Annotated in this window: 18 protein-coding genes; 12 read left to right on the top strand and 6 right to left on the bottom strand. The window is 60.5% G+C overall.

What is annotated here, in order from left to right:
* Nucleotides 1–21 precede the first annotated feature (21 nt).
* Nucleotides 22–1,107, bottom strand: coding sequence for an NAD(P)H-dependent flavin oxidoreductase (locus tag AC25BC_RS29190; RefSeq protein WP_017996544.1), 1,086 nt, complete (start codon nucleotides 1,105–1,107; stop codon nucleotides 22–24).
* A 289-nt stretch (nucleotides 1,108–1,396) separates the two neighbouring features.
* Between AC25BC_RS29190 and AC25BC_RS29185 the strand changes: the two genes are divergently transcribed.
* The 6 genes from AC25BC_RS29185 (at nucleotide 1,397) to AC25BC_RS29160 (ending at nucleotide 6,650) form a co-directional block, all read left to right on the top strand.
* The gene (locus AC25BC_RS29185; protein WP_012763356.1) at nucleotides 1,397–2,122 is read left to right on the top strand and encodes an SDR family NAD(P)-dependent oxidoreductase; all 726 of its coding nucleotides are present in this window, start codon (nucleotides 1,397–1,399) and stop codon (nucleotides 2,120–2,122) included.
* Nucleotides 2,116–2,622: a RidA family protein gene (locus tag AC25BC_RS29180; protein WP_128438601.1), complete on the top strand. Its 507-nt coding sequence runs from the start codon at nucleotides 2,116–2,118 to the stop codon at nucleotides 2,620–2,622. The genes AC25BC_RS29185 and AC25BC_RS29180 overlap by 7 nt, the downstream gene beginning before the upstream one ends.
* Nucleotides 2,619–3,608, top strand: a complete 990-nt coding sequence (locus AC25BC_RS29175) for an enoyl-CoA hydratase/isomerase family protein (protein WP_017996546.1) — start codon at nucleotides 2,619–2,621, stop codon at nucleotides 3,606–3,608. The genes AC25BC_RS29180 and AC25BC_RS29175 overlap by 4 nt, the downstream gene beginning before the upstream one ends.
* A gap of 85 nt (nucleotides 3,609–3,693) precedes the next feature.
* Nucleotides 3,694–4,242 carry a hypothetical protein gene (locus AC25BC_RS29170; RefSeq protein ID WP_012763359.1) on the top strand — a complete coding sequence of 183 codons (549 nt, stop codon included), beginning with the start codon at nucleotides 3,694–3,696 and terminating at the stop codon, nucleotides 4,240–4,242.
* Nucleotides 4,243–4,258: 16 nt separating this feature from the next.
* The gene (locus tag AC25BC_RS29165; protein ID WP_012763360.1) at nucleotides 4,259–4,894 is read left to right on the top strand and encodes a cysteine hydrolase family protein; all 636 of its coding nucleotides are present in this window, start codon (nucleotides 4,259–4,261) and stop codon (nucleotides 4,892–4,894) included.
* Nucleotides 4,895–5,102: 208 nt separating this feature from the next.
* Entirely contained in the window at nucleotides 5,103–6,650 is a 1,548-nt protein-coding gene (locus tag AC25BC_RS29160; RefSeq protein ID WP_012763361.1) for an aldehyde dehydrogenase (NADP(+)), read from the top strand.
* 54 nt (nucleotides 6,651–6,704) lie between these two features.
* On the opposite strand, the gene AC25BC_RS29155 is transcribed toward AC25BC_RS29160, so the two are convergent.
* Genes AC25BC_RS29155 through AC25BC_RS29140 form a run of 4 tightly spaced genes read right to left on the bottom strand, consistent with a single transcriptional unit; the run spans nucleotide 6,705 to nucleotide 10,548 of the window.
* Nucleotides 6,705–7,298 (bottom strand): NADPH-dependent FMN reductase, encoded by a 594-nt coding sequence (locus AC25BC_RS29155; RefSeq protein WP_017996547.1) that lies wholly within the window; start codon nucleotides 7,296–7,298, stop codon nucleotides 6,705–6,707.
* Between the two features lie 51 nt (nucleotides 7,299–7,349).
* Nucleotides 7,350–8,378, bottom strand: coding sequence for a D-cysteine desulfhydrase family protein (locus AC25BC_RS29150; protein WP_128407878.1), 1,029 nt, complete (start codon nucleotides 8,376–8,378; stop codon nucleotides 7,350–7,352).
* Nucleotides 8,379–8,413: 35 nt separating this feature from the next.
* Complete coding sequence (locus AC25BC_RS29145) at nucleotides 8,414–9,223, bottom strand: SDR family NAD(P)-dependent oxidoreductase (RefSeq protein WP_128438600.1); 810 nt, start codon at nucleotides 9,221–9,223, stop codon at nucleotides 8,414–8,416.
* A 38-nt stretch (nucleotides 9,224–9,261) separates the two neighbouring features.
* On the bottom strand, nucleotides 9,262–10,548 hold the full coding sequence (locus AC25BC_RS29140) for an epoxide hydrolase family protein (protein WP_128438599.1): 1,287 nt from the start codon (nucleotides 10,546–10,548) through the stop codon (nucleotides 9,262–9,264).
* Nucleotides 10,549–10,762: 214 nt separating this feature from the next.
* Here AC25BC_RS29140 and AC25BC_RS29135 point away from each other — a divergent pair, with 214 nt between their 5' ends.
* Nucleotides 10,763–11,431, top strand: coding sequence for a VOC family protein (locus AC25BC_RS29135; RefSeq protein ID WP_017996549.1), 669 nt, complete (start codon nucleotides 10,763–10,765; stop codon nucleotides 11,429–11,431).
* A gap of 236 nt (nucleotides 11,432–11,667) precedes the next feature.
* Here AC25BC_RS29135 and AC25BC_RS29130 read toward each other — a convergent pair whose 3' ends face one another.
* A complete protein-coding gene (locus AC25BC_RS29130; protein WP_487778581.1) occupies nucleotides 11,668–12,600 on the bottom strand; it encodes a LysR family transcriptional regulator in 933 nt (310 codons plus the stop codon).
* A gap of 248 nt (nucleotides 12,601–12,848) precedes the next feature.
* Here AC25BC_RS29130 and AC25BC_RS29125 point away from each other — a divergent pair, with 248 nt between their 5' ends.
* The 5 genes from AC25BC_RS29125 to AC25BC_RS29105 all read left to right on the top strand — a co-directional run bounded on the left by AC25BC_RS29125 (nucleotide 12,849) and on the right by AC25BC_RS29105 (nucleotide 21,314).
* Nucleotides 12,849–13,520, top strand: a complete 672-nt coding sequence (locus AC25BC_RS29125) for a response regulator transcription factor (RefSeq protein ID WP_012763368.1) — start codon at nucleotides 12,849–12,851, stop codon at nucleotides 13,518–13,520.
* A gap of 140 nt (nucleotides 13,521–13,660) precedes the next feature.
* Nucleotides 13,661–16,321, top strand: coding sequence for a PAS domain-containing sensor histidine kinase (locus AC25BC_RS29120; RefSeq protein WP_128438598.1), 2,661 nt, complete (start codon nucleotides 13,661–13,663; stop codon nucleotides 16,319–16,321).
* The gene (locus tag AC25BC_RS29115) at nucleotides 16,318–16,692 is read left to right on the top strand and encodes a response regulator (RefSeq protein WP_012763370.1); all 375 of its coding nucleotides are present in this window, start codon (nucleotides 16,318–16,320) and stop codon (nucleotides 16,690–16,692) included. Before AC25BC_RS29120 ends, AC25BC_RS29115 begins: the two co-directional genes overlap by 4 nt.
* Nucleotides 16,693–16,830: 138 nt before the next feature.
* Nucleotides 16,831–19,833: a PAS domain-containing protein gene (locus AC25BC_RS29110; RefSeq protein WP_128438597.1), complete on the top strand. Its 3,003-nt coding sequence runs from the start codon at nucleotides 16,831–16,833 to the stop codon at nucleotides 19,831–19,833.
* Between the two features lie 185 nt (nucleotides 19,834–20,018).
* Nucleotides 20,019–21,314, top strand: a complete 1,296-nt coding sequence (locus AC25BC_RS29105; protein ID WP_017996554.1) for an epoxide hydrolase family protein — start codon at nucleotides 20,019–20,021, stop codon at nucleotides 21,312–21,314.
* Nucleotides 21,315–21,795: the final 481 nt, after the last annotated feature.

Below are 21,795 nucleotides of genomic sequence, written 5' to 3'. Positions count from 1 at the left end.
GGAAGGATCTGCGGGATGCCGTCAGGTAGGACTGCGGCGTGCGATAACGTCCAACGCGGATTGGTAGAGCTCTCGCGTCAATTCCTCGGCACCAACTTTCAAAGCAAGACGGGAGGCCTGCCCCGACCAGAGGTTCGTAAAATCGTTCCTCGACTCCGCCTCGGCTTTTGCTCTGATGGGAACGAGAGCTCCTCCGGCAGTTGGAAATGCGGGCACGGCATCTGAGATTGGACCTAAATCGCGCATCAGACGGTTTACGATGCCTCTCGCTGGACGGCCGGTAAAAACGTTCGTTATCGCGGTGCTGTCGTCTCGGGCCGAAGCCAGCGCCTCTGCCTGAACTGCGGGAATCCTCGCCTCAGGGCAGAACAGGTAGGCTGTCCCGACCTGGACGGCGGAAGCTCCGAGCATCAGGGCGGCGGCGACACCTCTCCCGTCGGCGATCCCGCCGGCGGCGATGACCGGCACCCGCACCGCGTCGACCACCTGGGGCAGGAGCGCCATGATTCCAACCTGTGTCGTCATGTCCTGGCTCAAAAAATTCCCGCGATGTCCGCCGGCCTCGAAACCCATGGCGATGACCGCGTCGACGCCGTTTTTTTCGAGCCAGACGGCCTCGGCCACGGTCGTGGCGGATGATATGATCTTCGCGCCTGTCGCCTTCACACGCTGCACCAGTGACTTTTCGGGCAGCCCGAAATGAAAGCTCACGACCTCCGGTTTCAACTCCTCGACCACCTCGCAAAACGAAGAGTCGAATGGTGCACGGCCCGCCGCGGCGATCGGCGCGGCGGGGTCAAGTCCTGCGTCTACGAAGTAGGGCGCGAGCAGGGCTCTCCATCGCATCTGCGCTGCCACATCTTCGGCGGGGGAAACATGTGAGAAGAAGTTCACGTTCACAGGCGCGTGGGTAGCGCCGCGGATCTCATGGAGGGCCTGACGCAGCCCCTCGACGTTTAACTGAGCGCTTGGGAGAGATCCCAGACCGCCGGCCTTGGCCGCGGCGACGACCATTTCGACCGTCGTGGCTCCGGCCATCGGCGCCTGGATGATGGGAAGCTCGATTCCAAACAGGTCGAGAATTCGGCGATCCGGCCAGCGGGTCATGTGGACTCCTTGTCATGCGTGACGTTGCAACGCTGATACCTCCGGCCACTGACCCGCGTCTATTGGACCTTGGTGTCCTGAAGAGCGACCCAATCCGAAGGTATCGGGAACACCTTGGTACAATATCGGGGCCCGATTTTCGGCGCGATTGTCGTGGCAGAGCGGACGACGGCGCGACCGCCGGGAAGCTCCCGGCCGATGGCTGGATCAACGCATCACACGAGGAACAAAGCGACCGACCGCCACCTGGCGGACGAAGGGTACCCGCGTCGCCACAACGGAGGCAGGCATGAGCGTGCATAAGACTGTTATCATCACGGGCGCGTCGCAAGGGATCGGAGCCGGACTCGTCAAGACGTTCCTGGACAAGGGCTGGAACGTCGTCGGAACCTCTCGGAACATCAGCGAGAGCACGCTTTTCGACCGTGCGGGGCGATTGGAACTGATCAGCGGCGACGTCGCGGATCCGAAAACCGCCGAGCGGGCGGCGGCGGCAGCGATTGAGCAGTTCGGCTCGATCGACGCACTCGTGAACAATGCCGGAGTGTTCTTCACCAAACCGTTCCTCGAATACACCATCGACGATTTCCGGCGCCTGTGCGCGACGAACGTCGAGGGATTCCTCCATTTCACGCAGCGCGCGATCGGACAAATGCTGCGCCAGAAGTCCGGCGGGAGCGTCGTGACGATCACGTCGTCGCTGACGGACCATCCGATTGCCGGCGTGACCGCGTCGCTTCCAATGGTCACCAAGGGCGGCCTCAACGCCGTCACCAAGAGCCTGGCGCTGGAGTTCGCCAAGGACAACATCCGCGTCAACGCCCTGTCTCCGGGGGTGGTCGACACTCCTCTCCATGCGAAAAACCCGCGGTCCTTCCTCGAATCCTTGTCGCCGATGGGGACTATCACGGCGGTTCAGGAGATCGTCGACGGCGTCGTCTATCTGACGGAATCCTCCAACATCACCGGGGAGGTGCTGCACGTCGACAACGGCGCACATCTGGGCAAATGGTAGTCGCGAGCGCTGAGGCGCGCATCAAGGAACTGGCGATATGCCTCCCGAAGGCGCCCACGCCATTCGGCGCGTATGTCGAAGCGTTCCAAAGCGGCTCGCTGCTTTTCCTAAGCGGCATGCTACCGGTCGCCGGACATTTGCCACTCTATACGGGCCTCGTCGGCCGCGAGCTGTCCGTCGCCGAAGGCTACGACGCGGCGCGGGCGGCCTGCCTTAGTGGTCTAGCCGCCGCGCAGTCGCAGCTAGGAACGCTGGACAGGATCCGATCGGTCGCCAAGCTGGGAGTTTACATCGCCTGCCCCGCCGATTTCCATGAACACCCCAAAGTCGCCGATGGAGCGTCAGAGCTGTTGCTCGATGTGTTCGGTCCCGCCCGGCTCCCTCCCCGTGTCGTCCTCGGCGTTTCCAGCATACCGCTTGGAATGCCCGTCGAGGTCGAACTGGTCTTCGAGATCGGGCCAGCATTCGTCTCACAAACTCAAGAACGGAGCCAACCATGAAGGTCAGACAACCAACCAGGACAAGCGCCATCGCGATGTCGTCGAAAGCCCTTACCGCCGCGGCGCTACTGCTGCTTCCAGCGCTCGCCCTTTCCGGTCAGACGAAGGTCGCCGAGAAAGTGGATCGTGCTGCAGAGGTCAAGGCCGACCCAGGTCGGGAACATGCACAGATCAAGGTGGATAAGCGGACGCCCGCCTACTGGCGCGTCACCTTCGACAACCCGCCCTTCAACATCTTCGGACCGGAGACGATCCCTCAGATGGAGAAAGTGGTGGCCGAAATCGAGAGCGATCCTAATCTTCGAGTCGTCGTCTTCGACAGCGCTGTGCCGGGGTTCTTCCTCACCCACTACAACTTTACGCCGCCTCTCGCCGAATCCACCAGCCTCCCTTCTGGCCCGACCGGTTTGCACCCCCTGCCCGACATGCTGGTCCGTATCAGCAAGTCGCCAGTCGTCTCGATCGCGCTGATCCGCGGCCGCGCGACGGGGGTCGGAAGCGAGCTTGCTCTCGCCAGCGACATGCGCTTCGCGAGCCGTCAGAAAGCAATTCTCTCTCAGTGGGAGGTCGGCGCGGCACTCGTCCCCGGCGGCGGCCCGATGGCGCGGCTACCGCGGCTGATGGGGCGCGGTCGAGCGCTGGAGGTCCTGCTTGGCTCCGACGACATCAATGGCGATCTCGCTGAGAAGTACGGATACGTTAATCGCGCCTTCGACGACGACAAGCTCGATCCGTTCGTCGACGCTCTCGCTACCCGGATCTCTGGCTTTGATCGCCAGGCGATCGCCGACACCAAACGCCTGGTCGACTTCGCGAGCCTTCCGAGCGACCCCGAGATCGCCGCAGGCTGGGACGCCTTCATTACGTCGGTCCAGCGTCCGGCGGCGCAGAAGAACATCGGACGCCTGATGGACATGGGCCTGCAGAAGGACCCGGACATCGAGGCCAGGCTCGGACACTACACGCAAACTCTGGCCGACGAGTAGGCCGAGGCGGTGCCCGCGCAAGGACTCGGCAGGTCGCGCGGGCATCAACGTCCTTCAACGCACTCAACCACAAAGGAGAAGTCTCATGCACAGCCTTGAAAACCAGATCGTCGATTCCAGCTTTTCGGCCATCATCAACGCCCCGATCGAGACGATCGATATTCCGACATGGTGTTTTAACCTGCCGGAAGAGGAATACCAGGGATGCTCGCCTGCCCACATCGCAGCGGGCTTCACGACAGCGGACGACGGCACGCGGATGTCGATAAATGTCGAGACAATCGGCGGCAGTCTGATGGTCCAGCATTACCACGAAACACTCGGCGAAAAGGATCATCTCATCCTCGACTCCGATTCCGACGTCTTTACGCCGAACGGCCGGGTCACCATCCACGTCACCTGGGAACTGAGTGTGAAGAAGCTCGATGCGAACCGCTGCGAATTCACCAACCGCGTCCAATCCTACGCGACCGACGAGATGATGGCCTTCCTTGATCGCCAGGGCATCCCGTTCGAACTCTTCCGCACGCAGCGACAGCCGATGTCGATTGCTCACAACAAGGGCGAGACGCCGCTGTTCGCGGCGAGCATTGAGCGCGCGGCCCTGAAGAATTCGGCCACGAAAGCGGCTTGAGCCGAAGGAAAACATCATGACAGAACTTTCCTTTGATCGGAATAACACTGGCCTGCTGGTGGTTGACCCCTACAACGACTTCATCTCGGAGGGCGGCAAGATCTGGCCCCGGATCAAGGAGGTCGCCGAGGCGAACAACTGCGTGCCGCACATGCTCGAAGTGCTAACCGCCGCCCGCGAAGCCAAGCTCCGGGTCTTTTTCGCGATGCATCATCGCTATCGGGCCGGAGACTACGAGAATTGGAAGTATGTGGCGCCGATCCAGCGTGCGGCCTGGCACCGCAAGAGCTTCGAGTTCGGCACGTGGGGCGGTGAGTTTAGAGCCGAGTTCGTGCCCGTGGCCGGCGAGGTCGTCGCATCCGAGCATTGGTGCTCGAGCGGCTTTGCCAACACCGATCTCGATCTCGAGCTGAAGCGGCATGGCATCCAGCGTGTCATCGTGATCGGATTGGTGGCCCACACCTGCATCGAAGCAACCGTCCGGTACGCCGCCGAACTTGGCTACGACGTGACCGTCGTTAAGGATGCGGTCGCCGACTATTCGCCGGAAATGATGCATGCGGCACTGGAGGTCAATCTGCCCAGCTATGCCAGCGCCATCATCGACACCAAGGAAACCGTGGCGGCGATCGCCCTCACCCAGGAGGCGTAGGCAGCCATTTTACGGGCTACTTGCATTCGGGGGGCATCAAGCTTGCCGGATGCAGCTCCATTTGAAAAGTAATACTATTTGCATGTCGAGGGTTGGCAGGCCTCGCGTCGACGCCTATTTGAGGTCAAAGCCAACTGCCAACGGTTAGCGTCGAGCCTCCCACATGAGTGGAGGACAGTATCGGCTCTTCGTTTCGAAAGGATCCACGATGACACTCTCCGGCGACCTCCTCATCGGCGGCGCGAGCATGCGCGGCGCGGCCGCGACATTCTCCGCGATCAACCCAGCCAGCGGCAGCTCCATGGAGCCGAGCTTTGCGGGCGCGACCAGGGAGCAGGTCGAGCAAGCCGCGTCTTTGGCTTGGGACGCCTTCCCGGTCTACAAGGAAACATCGCTCGAGGATCGGGCCCGCTTCCTGGAAGCGATCGCGGAAGGAATTCTGGCCATCGGGGACGAACTCGTCCTGCGAGCAATCGACGAGACGGGACTGCCGCGCGGCCGCATCGAAGGAGAGCGCGCCCGAACGGTCGGACAGCTTCGGCTCTTCGCCAAGGAAGTCCGCGACGGCGTTTTCCAGGAACTGCGTTTCGATCCCGCCGACGCCGACCGCAAGCCGGTGGCGAAGCCTGATCTTCGGCTCCGCAACATCGCTCTCGGACCGGTCGTAGTGTTCGGGGCGTCGAACTTCCCCCTAGCCTTTTCCGTCGCTGGCGGCGACACTGCCTCCGCCCTCGCGGCCGGCTGTCCGGTGATCGTCAAGGCGCACTCCGCCCATCCCGGAACCTCTGCACTGGTTGGCAAGGCCGTCGTCGACGCCGTCGCTGCATGCGGGCTCCCGTCGGGGACTTTCGCGCTGTTGTTCGACGCAGGCTTCGAGGTCGGCCAGACCCTGGTCGCCGACCACCGGGTACGCGCAGTTGGCTTCACCGGCTCGCGCCGCGGCGGCACCGCGTTGATGAAGATCGCGTCGGAGCGGAAGCAGCCGATACCCGTCTACGCCGAAATGAGCAGCATCAACCCCGTAATCCTCTATCCAAACGCACTGCTGGGCCGGGGCGCGGAAATCGGGAGATCGTTCGCGGCTTCGCTGACCCTCGGCGCCGGTCAATTCTGCACGAATCCTGGTTTGATCATCGCCATCGAGGGAGCGGGCCTCGACGCTTTCATCGAGAGCGCAGCGGCGGCGTTGGCCGAAGCGCCGGCTCAGACCATGCTGACAGGCGGCATCTGCGAGGCGTATCGAAAGGGCGTGGCAAGGCTGTCGTCTTCACCGCCCGTCTCGCAGGTCTCTGCGGGGAAAAACGGAACGGCTCATCAAGCGTCTGCCGCGCTTTTCGAGACGACGGCGGCTGACTTTCTCGCCAATCCAGAGCTCCAGGAAGAGGTGTTCGGCGCGGCGGGGCTGATCGTTCGTTGCCACGACGACGACGACCTCCGTAAAGTGGTCGAATCCTTGGAAGGACAGTTGACGATCGCGCTACACGTGGATGCCAAGGACGTCGATGCGGCCTCGCAGATGATCCCGCAGTTGGAACTTCTCGCCGGCCGGCTCCTCGTCAACGGCTTCGGGACGGGCGTCGAAGTCTCCCCGGCGATGGTCCATGGCGGACCTTATCCGGCGACGTCGGACGGAAGATCGACGTCGGTCGGCACATTGGCGATCTATCGTTTCCTGCGCCCAGTCTCCTACCAGGACTTTCCGGTCGGCCTGCTTCCAGCCCCACTCAAGGATGTTAAGGCCGCCCCTCGCGCGTAGAAGATAAAAACTGGAGGGGGGCGGCTCACGCCCCCGCTCCTTGTCTTGCAGAGGTTAGACCTCTGAAGCCTTCGCAGCCATCGTGGCCTTCGCCCACCAGACCAGCTCGTCCAGCGCAGTCTTCGCCGATGGCAGGAGGTTTGCTTCGATCTCTTCGATCGGCTTGTTGCCGCCCATCGAGAAAACGGTGAAGAAGTCGCTGCCGCCGATATGAACGGCCGCATGCGTGGAAACCATCTGCAGCTCGACGCCGATTCCGCGAAGATGCTCAAGTGCGCGCGACCCGCCCGCGGTGCCGTAGGCGATCGCAGTGAACGGCTTGCGCGCCCATTCCACATAGGACTGGTCGAGGGCGTTCTTCAGCACGCCGGTGATCGAGCGATTGTATTCCGCGACAACGAAGATGTACCCGTCGTAGCGGGCGACGGTGTGCTGCCAACGAACGGCTTCGGCACTCTGGCTGGGTGCGTAGGCGTTCGACGCCACCTCGTCGAAGAACGGCAGGGGATGGTCACGCAGATCGACGATTTCGACGTCGATGTCGTCGCGGGCCTGAGCCTGCTTCAGTATCCACTGTGCGGGCTTGTCGGCGAAACGGGTCGGTCGGGTGGAGCCGATGATGATGGCGATCTTAGGTTTCGTAGGCATGGCATTCCTAATTTTATGTCGGGTTGATGATAATGACCCTCTGGGAGAGGATCAGTCGCTACTCAGGGCGTCTGCATAGGCATAAAGCCCAGGAGAACCTCCTGTCATGACGAACAGGACGTTCGATCCTGGCGCGATGACTTCGTTTTCGATATCGGACAGCAGGCCGGCAAAGGCTTTCCCTCCGTAGACGGGATCCAGAAGCAGGCCTTCAGAGCGGCCGACGAGCCTGATCGCTTCAATCATTTCGCACGTCGGCACGCCGTAGCCGCCACCGAGCTTCGCGCCGTCTATCGCCAGCTCCTCAGCTCGAATTCGGTCCTTCTTCCCGAGGAGGTCGAAGACCGCATTGACCTTCTCCACCGTCGCGGCGACGCATGTCTCCGCTGGCGAGAGCACGGTGTATGCTCTGATCCTGGAAGGATTTTTTCCGACCAGGGCATCTCCCACGGCCAGACCGGCGTGCATGCCGCCACTACCGTTCGGGATGACGACGTGGTCGAACGCGATGCCGATCTCAGTCGATTGCGCTGCGATTTCGAATGCGCAGTCGACGTAGCCCAGAGCTCCGACCGGCGTCGAACCGCCAAGCGTGCCCACGAAAGCCTTCCCTCCGGCCGCGGCGATCTCCGACGCGCGGGCCGTGGCGAACGCGCTCGCATCGTCGCCGGTGCCGAGGAGGTGGACGCGGGCGCCAAAGACCCGGTCCAACAAGACGTTGCCGTTGGCCTGGTAGATCTCGGTCCCGCGGGGCACCATTTGAGTCAGAACGACCTCGCATGCCAGTCCGGTTCTGGCGCAGGCGGCCGCGGCCAGACGGGCGAAATTTGACTGCACGCCGCCGGTTACGACGAGGGTATCGCAGCCTTTCGACCGGGCGTGGCCGATGAGGAATTCAAGCTTGCGGAGCTTGTTGCCCCCGCCCCCGAGTTCCATCAGATCGTCTCTCTTCGCCCAGATCGAGACGCCTCGTCGGCTCTCGCCGAGCACTTGCTCCAGACGATCCAGCCGCTGGATCGGCGTCGGTCCGTTCACCAGGCGTACGCGCGGAAACCGGTTCAAAAGATCCCAGTCGGACATCTCTGCCTCGCTTCTTGAGTGTTGTCGTACCGGTGTCAGGACGCTAGCGCCGGCGTCCGGTAGCGCGGGGCAGGAACGTTGCGAGAAAGGTTCGGCATCAGCTTCTGACGAGCCGCCTCGTATGCGTTCCAGTCGTCGATGTTGGGTACCGAAGGAAGGGTCATCAGTTCGCCCATGTCGAGACCGGCGAGTGCAGCATCGACCGCATCTTCGGCCTTCATGACGATCTGGTCGGGCAGGCGGTCGAGCGAGCCGCCCGATGCCTCCCAGAAAGGCGTCTCCACCGCGCCGGGAAGTACGGCCTGAATCCGGATGTTCTTTTCCGCCAGCTCCTTCTGCAGAGAGAACGTCAAAGCGATGACGAACGCCTTCGTTGCGCCGTAGACCCCGTTGAGGATTTCGGGGGCCACGCCCAACGCGGAGGCCATGTTGACGATCGTGCCGTGCTCACGTGCGACGAAGGACGGCGCGACGGCATAGACGAGACGAGTCAGAGCCGTCACGTTGATCGCAATCATTTTTTCCATCGCCTCGACGTCGGACATGAGCAACGGTTCGACCGCGCCGACCCCGGCATTGTTGACGAGTATGGTGATCGACGGGTCGCTCCGAAGGATTCCTTCAACCTTCAGCAGGTCGTCCCGTTGGCCAAGGTCGGCCCGGACGGTCTTTACGTTCCGACCGGTCGAACTTGCGATATCCTTGCTGATCCGGGCGAGCGCATCCTGGCTGCGCGCCACCAGTATCAGGTCGTAGCCGCGGCGGGCTAGCCTGTCGGCGTAGAGCGCGCCGATACCCGACGATCCACCGGTGATCAGCGCAGTGCCTCTTGGAAAGTTTGTCATTGTGGTTCTCCTTGATTGAGGTGAATTCGGAATGCTTGTCAGCGAAGCGTTCTGAACGCCGCACGCAGCTCCGATGCGAAAAGCTCCGGTTGCTCCCAGGCGGCGAAGTGCCCGCCCTTGTCGACTTTGCTGTAGTAGATGAGGTTGTGGTACGCCTTCTCGGCCCAGCTTTTCGGCGCCTGGTAGATCTCGCCGGGAAAGACGGTGATCGCGGCCGGAATCTTGATGTCGACGGCGTTGAAGTTGTTGGCGTTGTTCTCCCAGTAGAGCCGCGCGCCAGACGTGGCCGTCCCGGTGAACCAGTAGAGAGAGATGTCGTCGAGCATCTCGTCCTTGCTCAGCGACTTCTCCGGATCGCCGCCGCTATAGGTCCAGTCGGCGAACTTGTCGTAGTACCAGGCGGCGAGACCGACCGGTGAATCGGTCAACGCATAGCCCAGCGTCTGCGGCCGCGTGACCATCATCAAAGCGTAGCCCGCGCCCTTCGTGTACAGCGCGTTCATCTGCTCGTAGGCGGCCTTCTCGTCTTCGGAAAGCCCGGCCGGCGCGGGTTCGCCATCGGCGAGCGCCTTTGCAATGTCGGGCGGAACGGTCGCCGGCATGTTCGTGTGAATGCCGAGCAGTCCGTCCGGTGCCTGCGCCGCCATCTTGTCGGATACGACAGCGCCCCAGTCCCCGCCCTGCGACACATAACGGTCGTAGCCGAGCCGCTTCATCAGCACGTGCCACGCCCGCCCGATGCGGTCCGGGCCCCATCCGGTTTCGCTTGGGACTTCCGAGAAGCCGTAGCCGGGCATCGACGGTATGACGACGTGGAAGGCGTCCTCCGCGGCGCCGCCGTGCGCGGTCGGATCGGTGAGCGGCCCGATCGTCTTGACGAGTTCGAGCACCGATCCAGGCCAGCCGTGCGTCATGATCAGCGGCAGGGCGTCCGCGTGCTTGGACTTGACGTGAATGAAGTGAATGTCGAGGCCGTCGATCCTGGTCATGAACTGCGTATGCGCGTTTAGCTTCTTCTCGCCGCGCCGCCAGTCGTATTCCTTGCCCCAGTACTCCACGAGCGGCTTTAGCTTTTGAAGCTGCGCGCCTTGCGAACGGTCGGAAACCGTCTCCTTGCCAGGCCAACGTGTCGCACGGACACGGCGGCGCAGCTCATCGACCTCCTCCTGCGGGATTGCGCACTTGAAGGGGCGGATAGCATCGCCCTCCGTCGCCGCCCTGACGGGCTTGGGGAGAATGCTGAGTGCGGCGGTCGCGGCTGTGACTGCAAGCAGTTGGCGCCGCGTCGTCGATAGTGCGGTTCTCGTTTCTACTCTTGCTGACATGACGTCCTCCGTTGAAACTGAATGGTTGGAATGCGTCTTAGGGATCGTCCGGCAGGGCTGGCGAGGATATTGTTCGAAGGTATCGGCGATACCAATGGATCGGTTACCGACGTTGCTCGACGCATCGACACCTTGGGACAATGGACATCGGGGACAGCGACGGCGCATCGTGCCGATCGCGGTGAAAGTGACCGCGATTAACAGGGAGATCGAGATGGCTATCCAAGAACCCACCCCAACCAAATCCGCGCGCGCGGATCACATCGACATGAAGCTCGAAGTCGTCGTCATTCCCGTGTCCGACGTCGATCGCGCCAAGTCCTTCTACACCGGCCTTGGCTGGAGGCTCGACGCCGACGTCTCTGGCAAGGACGGTTTTCGCGTCGTGCAGGTGACCCCTCCAGGATCGCCTTGCTCCATGATTTTCGGATCGAATGTGGCGGCCGCCTCACCCGGTTCCGCTCAAGGCCTCCACTTGGTCGTTACCGACATCGAGATGGCGCACGCGGCTCTTGCCTCCCGCGGCGCCGAGATGAGCGGCGTCTTTCACGACGCCGGCGGCGTCTTCCATCACAAGGGTGCCGACCAGCGGCTGCCAGGACCACATCCCTCCCGGTCGAGCTACGGTTCTTTCGCCTCCTTCTCCGACCCGGACGGAAACGGCTGGCTCCTACAGGAAGTCACGGCGAGACTTCCTGGTCGCATCGACACCAAAGGTGCAGCGTTCACATCCGCGGGCGACCTCGCAGAGGCGCTGCGCAGGGCCGCGGCCGCCCATGGCGAGCATGAGAAGCGCGACGGCGGCAAGCACGACGAGGCGTGGCCAGAATGGTACGCCGACTATCTGGTCAAAGAGCAGTCTGGCCAAACCCTGCCGACGTGACCTCCTGAACGAAAGCCTGCGCCCCAGGCAACCATCTCCGCCCCGACCATTGCGCAAGAACGCCGGTCCTCTCGTGCCGGCGTTCCCGCTGGCTACCGGCGACACTCGTCCGTCGGCCTCGGTTGACGAGCACCGAGCCGGTACCGAGCTCATCACCGTGACTGGGAGGTTAGCTGGGAAGCGCGTCGCGGAGAACCGTCGCTTGCCTGCAGACAGCCAACCGCGTTTCGGCACAATTATTCGAGGCTTCCGGATTCGGCGGCGATGCGTCCAAGTTCCGAACGTAGACGCGGCACTGCAAAGTCGATGAAGGTTCGAACTTTCGGAACGGCTGCGCGTCCTTGAGGGGCCAGGATGTGAACTGGCAGCGCAGGTGGCTCCGCCTGATGAAGAACGACCCTGAGGCGACCGTCGCGGACATATTCTGCGACGTGATACGAATAGAGCCGGGTCACGCCCATTCCTTCGGCGGCCGATGCCGCAGCCGCTCGGACGCTGTTGACCAGATAGCGTGGGGTGAAGTGAACGGTTCTTGGGACGGAAGTGCCTTTGGCCGGCGCGAAGCTCCAGGATTCGAGGCCGAAGTTCGAGAAGGCGATCAAGTCGTGGCGGGAGAGATCGGACGGCTCAGTGATTGCGGCTCGACTGTCGAGATATTGCGGCGCGGCGACCACGACGCGGCGAACATCTCCGCCAATGCGCGTGGACATGTGGGTCGAGTTGGCGAGATTTCCGATCCTCAGGGCGACGTCCACTCCCTCGTCGACCAGGTTCACGAAGCGATCGAGCATCAAAAGCCGAACGGAGACGTTGGCGTTCTCAAGAAGGAAGCTGTCGAGGATCGGCCGGAGCACCTCTTCGCCCAGGATGGGCGGCGCCGAAATTGTCAGCGTTCCTCGCGGAGAGGATCGCTCTGAGCCGGCGATCATGTCCGCCTCCTCGAGATCGACAAGCACCCTGCGACATGCTTCGACATATCTCTGGCCCGCTTCGCTGAGCTTTAGACTCCTTGTCGTTCGGTGAAGGAGTTCCACGCCAACATGTTGCTCAAGCAGACCCAATGCCCGACTGATCGCAGTCGGGGACCGCTTCAGCCTACGAGCGGCGCCCGCCAGGCTTCCTTCTTCAACCGCAGTGACGAAGACCTTCATTGCATCGATACGATCCATTATCTGCTCCTGACCGCTTTAGGCGCCGGCGAGCCGCGCGAAGTTGCCGGTGACGGGCCATCTACCCAACAAGCAGGTGACGCGCGACCCTTCAGGCCCGATACCATCGTACAATGGACTTCCCCGCTGGACCGATCATTCTGTCCAGGCTTGCTAAGCGAGTTGATGATTTTATCGCCAAGCGCACATTTTGTGATACCATTTTTCGGGAAGTTGGCGACGACCTGGACAGCTCTTTGGGAGAGCACATGTACCGGATGACCTCCACGGTGACGACTTCGAACCTAGGCGATCAGGATCGACCGACAGTCTTCGTCGTTGATGACGACATCTCAGTGCGAGAATCGCTGGAGCTGCTGATTGGCTCCGCCGGGTGGCGACCCCTGCTTTTTGACTCCGCGCATAGTTTTCTCGAAGCACCGGTTCTGGCCTCTCCCTGCTGCCTGGTTCTTGACGTGAATATGCCAGGACTGAACGGCCTCGATCTCCAGAGCATGATTACGATAAGCCGGAGCAGGATGCCGATCATATTCGTGTCCGGTTTCGGCGACGTCCCGACGACCGTGAAAGCTCTCAAAGGAGGCGCGTTGGATTTCCTTACCAAACCGATCGAGACGGTTGCGTTCCTGGAGGCCGTGAGCTCGGCGTTGGAACAGAGCGCGGCCATGTTGCGTGACGAGAGCAACCTGCTTGCGCTGCAAGGGTGTTACGAGGCGCTTACCAAGCGCGAACGAGAGGTCATGGTGCGCGTGGTCAAAGGACTTCTCAACAAGCAAGTGGCATACGAGTTGGATATCAGCGAGATCACCGTCAAGGCGCATCGCGGCCAAGTCATGCGGAAGATGTGCGCCCGAACTCTTCCCGACCTCGTGAACATGGCCGCGCGCCTTCGGCTGGAGGAGCCACCCGAAATTCACTGAAGCGTAAAGCCTCGATCGGCGCGCGGCACAACTTGCTAGAACCCGGCGACAACGGCACAACCGATACCATAGGATAATATACGGCAGGTTGATTAAAACGCACGATATCCTGAGGGTGCAATCCCGCGAAAAGGATAGATATGAGCGTGGAACTCGTTCGGGTTCTGGAAGCGTTGCCAGGAATGGCTTTTACCGCCCTACCGGACGGCAGCATCGATTTCATGAACGCCAATTTGGTTGATTTCCTCGGGCTTGGCGAAGCGGTGACGGTTTGGCCATTAGCCGGCTCTCCCGCAGACCTGCGGAACACGAGACAGCAGTGGGACGCGCTGCTGTCCGGACGCGAGCCTTTCGAAATCACATTGCCTATAGGTCACCCCACCGCCGCGTTGCAGGAATTGCATGTTCGCTGCAAGCCATTGATCGAAAACGACCGGGTGGAGAGGTGGTACGGCTTGGCGACCGAGGGGGCGCACATTGCATCGCGACCAGAGATACGAGAGGGCGCCGCCGCGAAGGCATTGGATAATCAGACTATCTTGGAAAGTATTCCGGCCGGCATAGGAGTTCTCGATTCGAACGGAAACGTCGAGGCGATCAACGGCCACCTCCTGCAATACTATGGTCGGTCGCTTGATGAACTACGCTCCTGGGGTCGAAGTGATGTCGTCCATCCCGATGACATGCAGGGGTTAACCAAAGCCATTCAACAGGCGGTCGACAAAGGCACGGCCTACGAGGCCGAGGTACGGCTCCGGCGCGCCGACGGCGAATATCGATGGTTCCAAATCGTCGGTTATCCCCTCGCGGATGAAAACGGCGGCATCGCCCGCTGGTACGCGCTCCATATAGATGTCGATGATCGGCGGAAGGCCGAGGACGCGCTACGATCCAACGAACTGGAGCTTCGGAACATCGTCAACGCGATGCCACTCACCGTGTGGACGAGCCGCCCCGATGGCTACTGCGACTTCGTCAACGATAGATGGCTGGAGTATGCAGGATTGAATGCCGAACAAGCAGAAGGTTCCGGTTGGGAATCCGTCGTTCACCCGGAGGATGCGAGCCATCTCGCAAAGTCCTGGAACGCTTCTCTTGCTTCGGGTCGTCCTGCTGATTTCGAAGCAAGAATGCGTGGAGCCGATGGCGGATACAGGTGGTTTCTCTTTCGCGCGACGCCGCTCCTGGGTGAAGACGGCAAGATCATCAAGTGGTACGGCACCCACATCGACATCGAAGACCGGAAGCGCGCGGAACGAGCGCTGGCCGAACGAGAGCGTGAGTCTCGTTTGATCGTCGACGGCATCGCAGGAATGATAGCAATCTTCTCGCCAGACGCCCAGTTGATCGACGGCAATCAGCAGATCCTCGACTATTTCGAGCGTCCGCTGTCGGAATTGAATGACTGGTCGAGCAACGGTATCACGCACCCCGACGATCTGCAGACCTGCATCGATAGCTTCATGGGCTCCATCGCCACGGGAGAACCATACGATTACGAAACCCGCTTTCTCCGGCACGACGGCACGTGGAGATGGTTCCAGCTTCGGGGGCTCCCCCTTCGCGACGCCGAAGGCGAGATCGTCCGGTGGTATGGACTATTGACGGATATTGACGACCGAAAGCGAGCCGAGGAGAAGCTGCGCAGAAGCGAGGCGTTTCTAGCGGACGCCCAACGCCTCAGCAAGACAGGGAGCTTCTTGCTTAATCTTGGCACAAGCGAAGTCACCTGGTCAGCGGAAACCTATCGTATCTTCGAAGTCGATCCGACGACGCCGGTGACGCTCGACATCGTCCTGTCCCGTCTGGATCCCGATAGTCTAGCTACCGTGGAGCAGGTTATCGATCAAGCCAACAGAGGGGCCGGCGACTTCGACTACGACATAACCCTGATAACGCCGAGCCACTCGCCAAAATACGTACGGGTGCTTGCGCATAGTGAGCGGAACAGGGATGGGGATCAGGAATTGATCGGCGCCGTGCAGGACGTTACCGAGAGCCGGAAGGCGGAAGATGCGCTCAATCGGGCGCGATCAGAACTGTCCTACGTAACTCGCGTTACGAGCCTCGGCGTGTTGACCGCGTCAATTGCTCACGAGGTGAATCAACCGCTAGCTGGCCTGGTGACCAATGCGGAGACTTGTCTGCGAGTTCTGGCTTCGAATCCTCCAAATCTCGATATCGCGAAGGACACGGCACGGCGAACGATCCGCGACGCCAACCGCGCTGCCGACGTGATCGCCCGTCTTTGGGAATTGTTTAGCCGCAAACCGCCGAACCTCGAGGCAGTCGACGTTAATGAGATTGCCGAGGAAGTCATCGCACTGATATCGAGCGATCTGCAGCATGCGAAAACGTCATTGACGGCCGACTTCGCAAACGATTTGCCGCGCGTGACCGGCGCTCGGGTGCAGCTTCAGCAAGTTATCATGAACCTCCTTCGAAATTCGATCGAGGCGATGCCGGCCGCGGGAGATCGGCCGCGACGAATTCGTTTGAAGACAGAGGGAGGCCTTCGAGAAATCCGGCTCTACATCGAGGATACCGGCGTAGGCTTTGACCCCCAGGGGGTGGACCGAATTTACGACGCTTTTTACACGACGAAGCCAGACGGCATGGGAATCGGCCTCTCTGTCAGTCGTTCGATTATTGAGAATCATCATGGCCGGCTGTGGGCCGAACCAAACGCTGACCATGGTGCTACCGTAGGATTTTCGGTCCCGACGTCTGCGAGCGGCGATGGGGAAAGTATCGGTCCGTCAGCGGTCCAGACGGCAAGTGACATGCAGAGGAATTTATGACTAGCCGCAAAAGACATGTCTCGGTCGTCGACGACGACGAATCCGTCCGAGAAGCCCTCCCAGATCTTCTCCGCTCGTTCGGTTTGTCCGTGGAAGCTTTTTCGTCCGCTGAGGCGTTTTTGAATTCTAAGTCGTTACAAACCAGCGACGGCATGATTCTTGACGTGGCAATGCCTGGCATGACCGGGCCGGAGCTTCAGCAGGAACTCGACCGGAGAGGCCGACGGATTTCAATCATTTTCATAACGGCGATCAAGGATGAGGACGTGCGGTCGAGGTTGATACGTGAGGGGGCTTGCGACTGTCTGTTCAAGCCCTTCAGCGCCGACGACCTTCAGGATGCGTTGCGGCTCGCATCATTGATAGACTGATATAGAGGGGCTGGCGCGGACGTAGGATGCCCCGCAATCCGGCATACGCGTAGGTACTAAAGTGTCTAGTGCCGCGCAGTAGCCGTCAAAGGATCGATATTGTAGGCTCTCGCCCGGAAAGTGGGCTTTGAGTGGGCGATGGGGATAAACGTCTTTCAATTCTTCGATGCGCTGCCCGGCATGGCATGGACCATGCTGGAGGATGGCCAAGTCGATTTCGTCAACCGAAGCTGGGTAGAGTTCACGGGGCTGCGACCGGCGTCCGGAGAGTCTTGGCGCTGGGAGGATGCGGTGCACCCGGCCGACGTTGGCGCGGTCACCGCCCATCTGCAGAGCGTTAGGCACGCAGAGACACAGGGAACGATCGAAGCGCGGCTTCGGAACGCTGCAGGCGAATTTCACCATTTCCTTATCCAGTGGGCACCTTTGGAAGACGCTCCTGGCGGCGTCGTGAAGTGGTGCGGGGTCGCGACCGATATTGAACCCGTCGTTCAAAAACGGGAAAGGTCACAGGCCGCACTCGATTTCCAGCTCGTCGTCGATAGCATCCCGATACCCGTGGCCGTGACAACACCGACTGGGGAAGTCGAAGGCCTCAACCAACTGACCCTCTCCTATTTTGGGCTAAGCCTCTCGGATCTAAAGGACTGGAAGGCTTCGGAGGTCGTGCACCCGGATGACCTGAAGGAAACCATCGAAGCCCAGATCGCCGCTCACATGGCGGGCACGTCTTATAACGTTGAGAGCCGCCATCTTCGCGCCGACGGAATTTATCGGTGGCACAATGTACTTGGTCTACCGCTGCGGGACCAGTCGGGTGCGATTCAGCGGTGGCTGCATCTTTTGATAGACATCGATGACCGAAAACGTGCCGAGGTAGCTCTTGCAAACAGTGAACGAGAGTCTCGCTTGATTGTCGGCACTATCGCAGGAATGGTCGCGCTCTTTACGCCCGAAGGTCAGTTGAACGGCGCAAATCAACAGCTTCTCGACTACTTCCAACTGCCCCTGGAGGAGGTTGTGAACTGGGCGACCAACGGTATTACGCACCCCGACGACCTGCAGCACTGTGTCGAGACATTTACGGCGTCGCTCAAAACGGGAGAGCCGTATGACTTCGAGACGCGCTTCCGTCGCCATGATGGCGAATTTCGCTGGTTCCAGGTCCGCGGCCACCCGGTCAAAGACGATAATGGCGGGATCGTCCGCTGGTATGGTCTGCTGACTGATATCGATGATGGGCGCAGGGCGGTGGAGGCGTTGCGCGAGCGCGAGATCGAGCTGCAATTGATCGTAAACTCGATCCCAGGCCTCATCATTGTGCTCCGGCCCGACGGGGCTGTGGAGAGCGTAAACGATCAGTCCTTGCGATATTTCGGCTATGATTTCAACGAGCATCAAAAGTGGAAGACCAACGATATCATTCATCCTGACGATCGTGACCGGGGCGTGGCTAGATTCGCCGAGGCAGTCGCCGCTGGTCAATCGTACGAGGTAGTGGAAAGGCTCCGTCGGCACGACGGCGTCTATCGTTGGTTCCAGGTGCGGGGAACTCCCGTGCGCGACTACGAGGGCCTCGTTGTGCGATGGTACTTCCTGCTGAATGATATCGACGACCGGAAGCACGCCGAAGTGGCGCTTGCTAACAGCGAGAGGGAATTCCGCCATATCGTCAACATGGTTCCGGGCATGATCATACTTTCGCAGCCTGATGGAACGCTCGACGGGAGCAACCAACAGCTACTGGACTACTTCGGAATCTCTCTCGACGAGGTGCAAGACTGGTCAACGAACGGCATAACTCACCCCGATGACGTGCAAGTCAATATCGATACCTTCCTGGGCGCACTCAAGAGCGGCAATCCTTACGACTACCAAAGCCGTTATCGAAGACACGACGGCGTGTTCCGATGGTTCCAGGTGCGAGGACAGCCACTTCGTGACGCAGAGGGCAAGATCGTCCGATGGTATGGACTACTGACTGACATCGACGATCGCAAGCAGGCCGAGGATGAACTGCGTAGAAGTCAGGCCCTTCTCGTTGCAGGCCAGCGCTTGATCAGGACGGGTACGTTCTCCTGGCATGTCGAAACCGACGAGCTGATCTTGTCCGACGAATGGCTTCGAATCCTCGAATTCGAAAAAGACGAAGTCGTGACGTTTGACCGGATAACGGAGCGGATACACCCGGACGACGTTGCGCTCTTTGCCGGGAAGATCGGCGCCGTACGCGAAGGCGACGAGGACTCGGAATACGAGGTCCGCGTTCTCGCCCGCAACGGCGACATAAAGTACGTTCGCGTCATCGGCGAGGTTATAATTCACCGGAATGGAAATCGGGAATGCCTTGGAGCGATCCAGGACGTGACACAAAGGCGCTTGACGGAGGAAGCGCGCGATCGGTTGCGCACAGAGCTTGCGCGAGTGACCAGCATCCTCAGCCTCGGCCAGATGTCGGCGGCGATCGCGCACGAGGTGAACCAGCCACTGTCAGGCATCATCACGAACGCGAACACCTGTCTGCGGATGCTTGCAGCCACACCGCCCGACATAGAAACGGCCCTTCAGACGGCGCGGCGCACGATCAGGGACGGCAATCGTGCCACCGAGGTAATCGCCAGACTGCGGGCGTTATTCAGTAAGCGCAACATCGAATTCGAAGACGTCGATATAAACGAGGCGGTGAGTGAGGTAGTCGCCTTGTCTGCAGGTGATCAGAGACGCAACGGCGTCGCTATTCGAACGCACTTCGCCACCTCCCTTCCCCCCGTCAACGGCGACCGAGTCCAACTTCAACAAGTGATCAACAACTTGCTTCGCAACGCCATTGACGCGGTATCTGGCGTGAAGGATCGGCTGAGATTAGTCGAGATCCGAACCCAGCTCGGCGGTGATGGGCAGATAAGCGTCGCGGTTAGCGACAATGGAATTGGTCTCGACCCAGACGGAGGGACGCGGATCTTCGAAGCCTTCTACACGACGAAGAACAATGGGATGGGGATCGGTCTTTCAGTCTGTCGTTCCATCATCGAGAGTCATGGTGGTCGCCTTTGGGCTGAGCCTAACCAGGGGCCGGGCGTCACCATGCACTTCTCCGTACCGTCGGCCGAAGAGGCAAGCATCACGGCAGCCTCGCACTGAAAACCTGGCCCGTTGCTCAGCTCAGGCACTAGCTGTGATCCTGTCCATCGCCGCACGGCAGTCGAGCGGTCGGAGGAACCACCCGATACCAAGGTGTCGGCCATACCTTGGTCCAATTGTTGCAGAACTCCTTCACTGCGAATTTCCTCCTCGTCAAATAACAGCTCACGAGCAAGGAGGACGCCATGTCCCGAGTAGAGCCAAAAGTCACCCGTCGAACACTGCTTACGATCGCCGCGTCCGCCAGCGCCATCGGAGTCTTTCCCAAAGCGTTCGCAGCGACCGGTACCGAATCCGGGCTGCGACCCTTCAAGTTCACCGCGTCCAAGGATCAGCTCGCCGATCTCAATCGACGCGTTGCCGCCACCCGCTGGCCGGACGAGGAAAACGTCACAGACGACGGCCAGGGCGTCAGGCTCGACACGATTAAGAAGCTCGCCAACCATTGGAAGACCCACGACTGGCGAAAGGTCGAGGATCGGATCAATTCCCTCCCGCAGTTCCTCACGGAGATCGACGGCCTCGACATCCACTTCATCCATGTCAGATCGAAGCACGACAATGCGCTGCCGATCATCATCACCCATGGCTGGCCCGGATCAGTTATCGAACAGATGAAAATCATAAAACCCCTCACCGATCCGACCGCCTTCGGTGGCACCGAAGCTGACGCCTTTCATGTGGTCATTCCTTCCCTGCCGGGCTATGGATTCTCCGCCAAACCTAGGGATGCCAAGTGGACGCCGCCCCGAATTGCCAAAGCATGGGCTGTACTGATGCAGCGCCTCGGTTATGCCAAGTATGTGGCCCAAGGTGGCGATTGGGGGAATGCCGTCACAGAACTGATGGCGGTGCAGGAGCCCGCGGGGCTCCTCGGTATCCATACCAACATGGCGGCTACCGTCCCTGCCGAAATAACCAAGGCGCTTGCCGCCGGCACTCCACCTTCCACTCTCACAGCAGACGAGAAGCGGGCCTACGACCAGCTCGACGATTTCAACAAGAATGGGCTTGGCTACGCGATTGAGATGAACAACCGCCCACAGACCCTCTACGGAATCGTAGACTCGCCGATTGGGCTCGCGGCTTGGATGCTGGATCATGATATCCGGAGCTACCGAATGATCGCAAGGTCTTTCGATGGCGAACATGAAGGCCTTACGCCGGACGACGTCCTCGACAATATCACCCTTTATTGGCTTACCAACACTGCGATTTCGTCAGCGCGCCTCTATTGGGCCAACGCGCATTTCCCGTCTGGCGGTTTCTTTGATCCGCGTGGCATCAAAATTCCGGTCGCCGTGAGTGCTTTTCCGGACGAGATCTACCAGGCGCCGCAAAGCTGGGCCGAAAAAGCATATCCAAAGCTGATCCACTACAATCGACTGCCTAAGGGTGGGCACTTCGCAGCCTGGGAACAGCCGGAGCTGTTTACCTCGGAGCTGCGGGCAGCTTTCAAGCCTTTGCGCGACCAAATCTAGGTCGAGCGGTCAAATAGTCGAACCCACACCTCGCGCCATCTTAATCTGCGGCGCCCAATCATCGGGCGCCGTGCGGAAAATATCCGCCGGTGTGTTCTGGAAAGTCATTATGTTTCAGCTTCCTGCACTTCTGCTCCGGGGCATGACCATCGTCGTCAGTCCATTGAAGACACTAATGAGCGACCAGGTTTTCGGTCTTCTCCGAAAGAAAATGCCAGCGACCTTCGTCAAACAGCGCCCTCGCCCCGCAGGAAAAGGATATCCAATGCCGCGGGCTAGCACGTGCATTGCTCGATGCCGTATTCAGTTCGAAGCCACCGGTCCGGCGGTTCCGCTACTGCTGTGACGAGTTTACAAGTGTGAACCATCGGTTCAAAAGCTTGTCGGAGCACGTCAACACGGTGTTCGCGAAGCGTCGTTGACGTCCCCTTCCTCCCCCGATCCACCGTGACGTTTTTCGCCGAACTGGAGAATATCCGCA

This window comes from Rhizobium sp. WSM409 (assembly GCF_057653825.1).
Note: the sequence above shows the minus strand (reverse complement) of the source record. Positions and strands in the feature narration are given on the sequence as shown.

What these genes read in the sequence shown, in the direction of transcription:
- AC25BC_RS29190 (WP_017996544.1), bottom strand. Translation starts at nt 1,107, where the DNA reads ATGACCCGCTGGCCGGATCGCCGAATTCTCGACCTGTTTGGAATCGAG.
- AC25BC_RS29185 (WP_012763356.1), top strand. Translation starts at nt 1,397, where the DNA reads ATGAGCGTGCATAAGACTGTTATCATCACGGGCGCGTCGCAAGGGATC.
- AC25BC_RS29180 (WP_128438601.1), top strand. Translation starts at nt 2,116, where the DNA reads ATGGTAGTCGCGAGCGCTGAGGCGCGCATCAAGGAACTGGCGATATGC.
- AC25BC_RS29175 (WP_017996546.1), top strand. Translation starts at nt 2,619, where the DNA reads ATGAAGGTCAGACAACCAACCAGGACAAGCGCCATCGCGATGTCGTCG.
- AC25BC_RS29170 (WP_012763359.1), top strand. Translation starts at nt 3,694, where the DNA reads ATGCACAGCCTTGAAAACCAGATCGTCGATTCCAGCTTTTCGGCCATC.
- AC25BC_RS29165 (WP_012763360.1), top strand. Translation starts at nt 4,259, where the DNA reads ATGACAGAACTTTCCTTTGATCGGAATAACACTGGCCTGCTGGTGGTT.
- AC25BC_RS29160 (WP_012763361.1), top strand. Translation starts at nt 5,103, where the DNA reads ATGACACTCTCCGGCGACCTCCTCATCGGCGGCGCGAGCATGCGCGGC.
- AC25BC_RS29155 (WP_017996547.1), bottom strand. Translation starts at nt 7,298, where the DNA reads ATGCCTACGAAACCTAAGATCGCCATCATCATCGGCTCCACCCGACCG.
- AC25BC_RS29150 (WP_128407878.1), bottom strand. Translation starts at nt 8,378, where the DNA reads ATGTCCGACTGGGATCTTTTGAACCGGTTTCCGCGCGTACGCCTGGTG.
- AC25BC_RS29145 (WP_128438600.1), bottom strand. Translation starts at nt 9,223, where the DNA reads ATGACAAACTTTCCAAGAGGCACTGCGCTGATCACCGGTGGATCGTCG.
- AC25BC_RS29140 (WP_128438599.1), bottom strand. Translation starts at nt 10,548, where the DNA reads ATGTCAGCAAGAGTAGAAACGAGAACCGCACTATCGACGACGCGGCGC.
- AC25BC_RS29135 (WP_017996549.1), top strand. Translation starts at nt 10,763, where the DNA reads ATGGCTATCCAAGAACCCACCCCAACCAAATCCGCGCGCGCGGATCAC.
- AC25BC_RS29130 (WP_487778581.1), bottom strand. Translation starts at nt 12,600, where the DNA reads ATGGATCGTATCGATGCAATGAAGGTCTTCGTCACTGCGGTTGAAGAA.
- AC25BC_RS29125 (WP_012763368.1), top strand. Translation starts at nt 12,849, where the DNA reads ATGTACCGGATGACCTCCACGGTGACGACTTCGAACCTAGGCGATCAG.
- AC25BC_RS29120 (WP_128438598.1), top strand. Translation starts at nt 13,661, where the DNA reads ATGAGCGTGGAACTCGTTCGGGTTCTGGAAGCGTTGCCAGGAATGGCT.
- AC25BC_RS29115 (WP_012763370.1), top strand. Translation starts at nt 16,318, where the DNA reads ATGACTAGCCGCAAAAGACATGTCTCGGTCGTCGACGACGACGAATCC.
- AC25BC_RS29110 (WP_128438597.1), top strand. Translation starts at nt 16,831, where the DNA reads ATGGGGATAAACGTCTTTCAATTCTTCGATGCGCTGCCCGGCATGGCA.
- AC25BC_RS29105 (WP_017996554.1), top strand. Translation starts at nt 20,019, where the DNA reads ATGTCCCGAGTAGAGCCAAAAGTCACCCGTCGAACACTGCTTACGATC.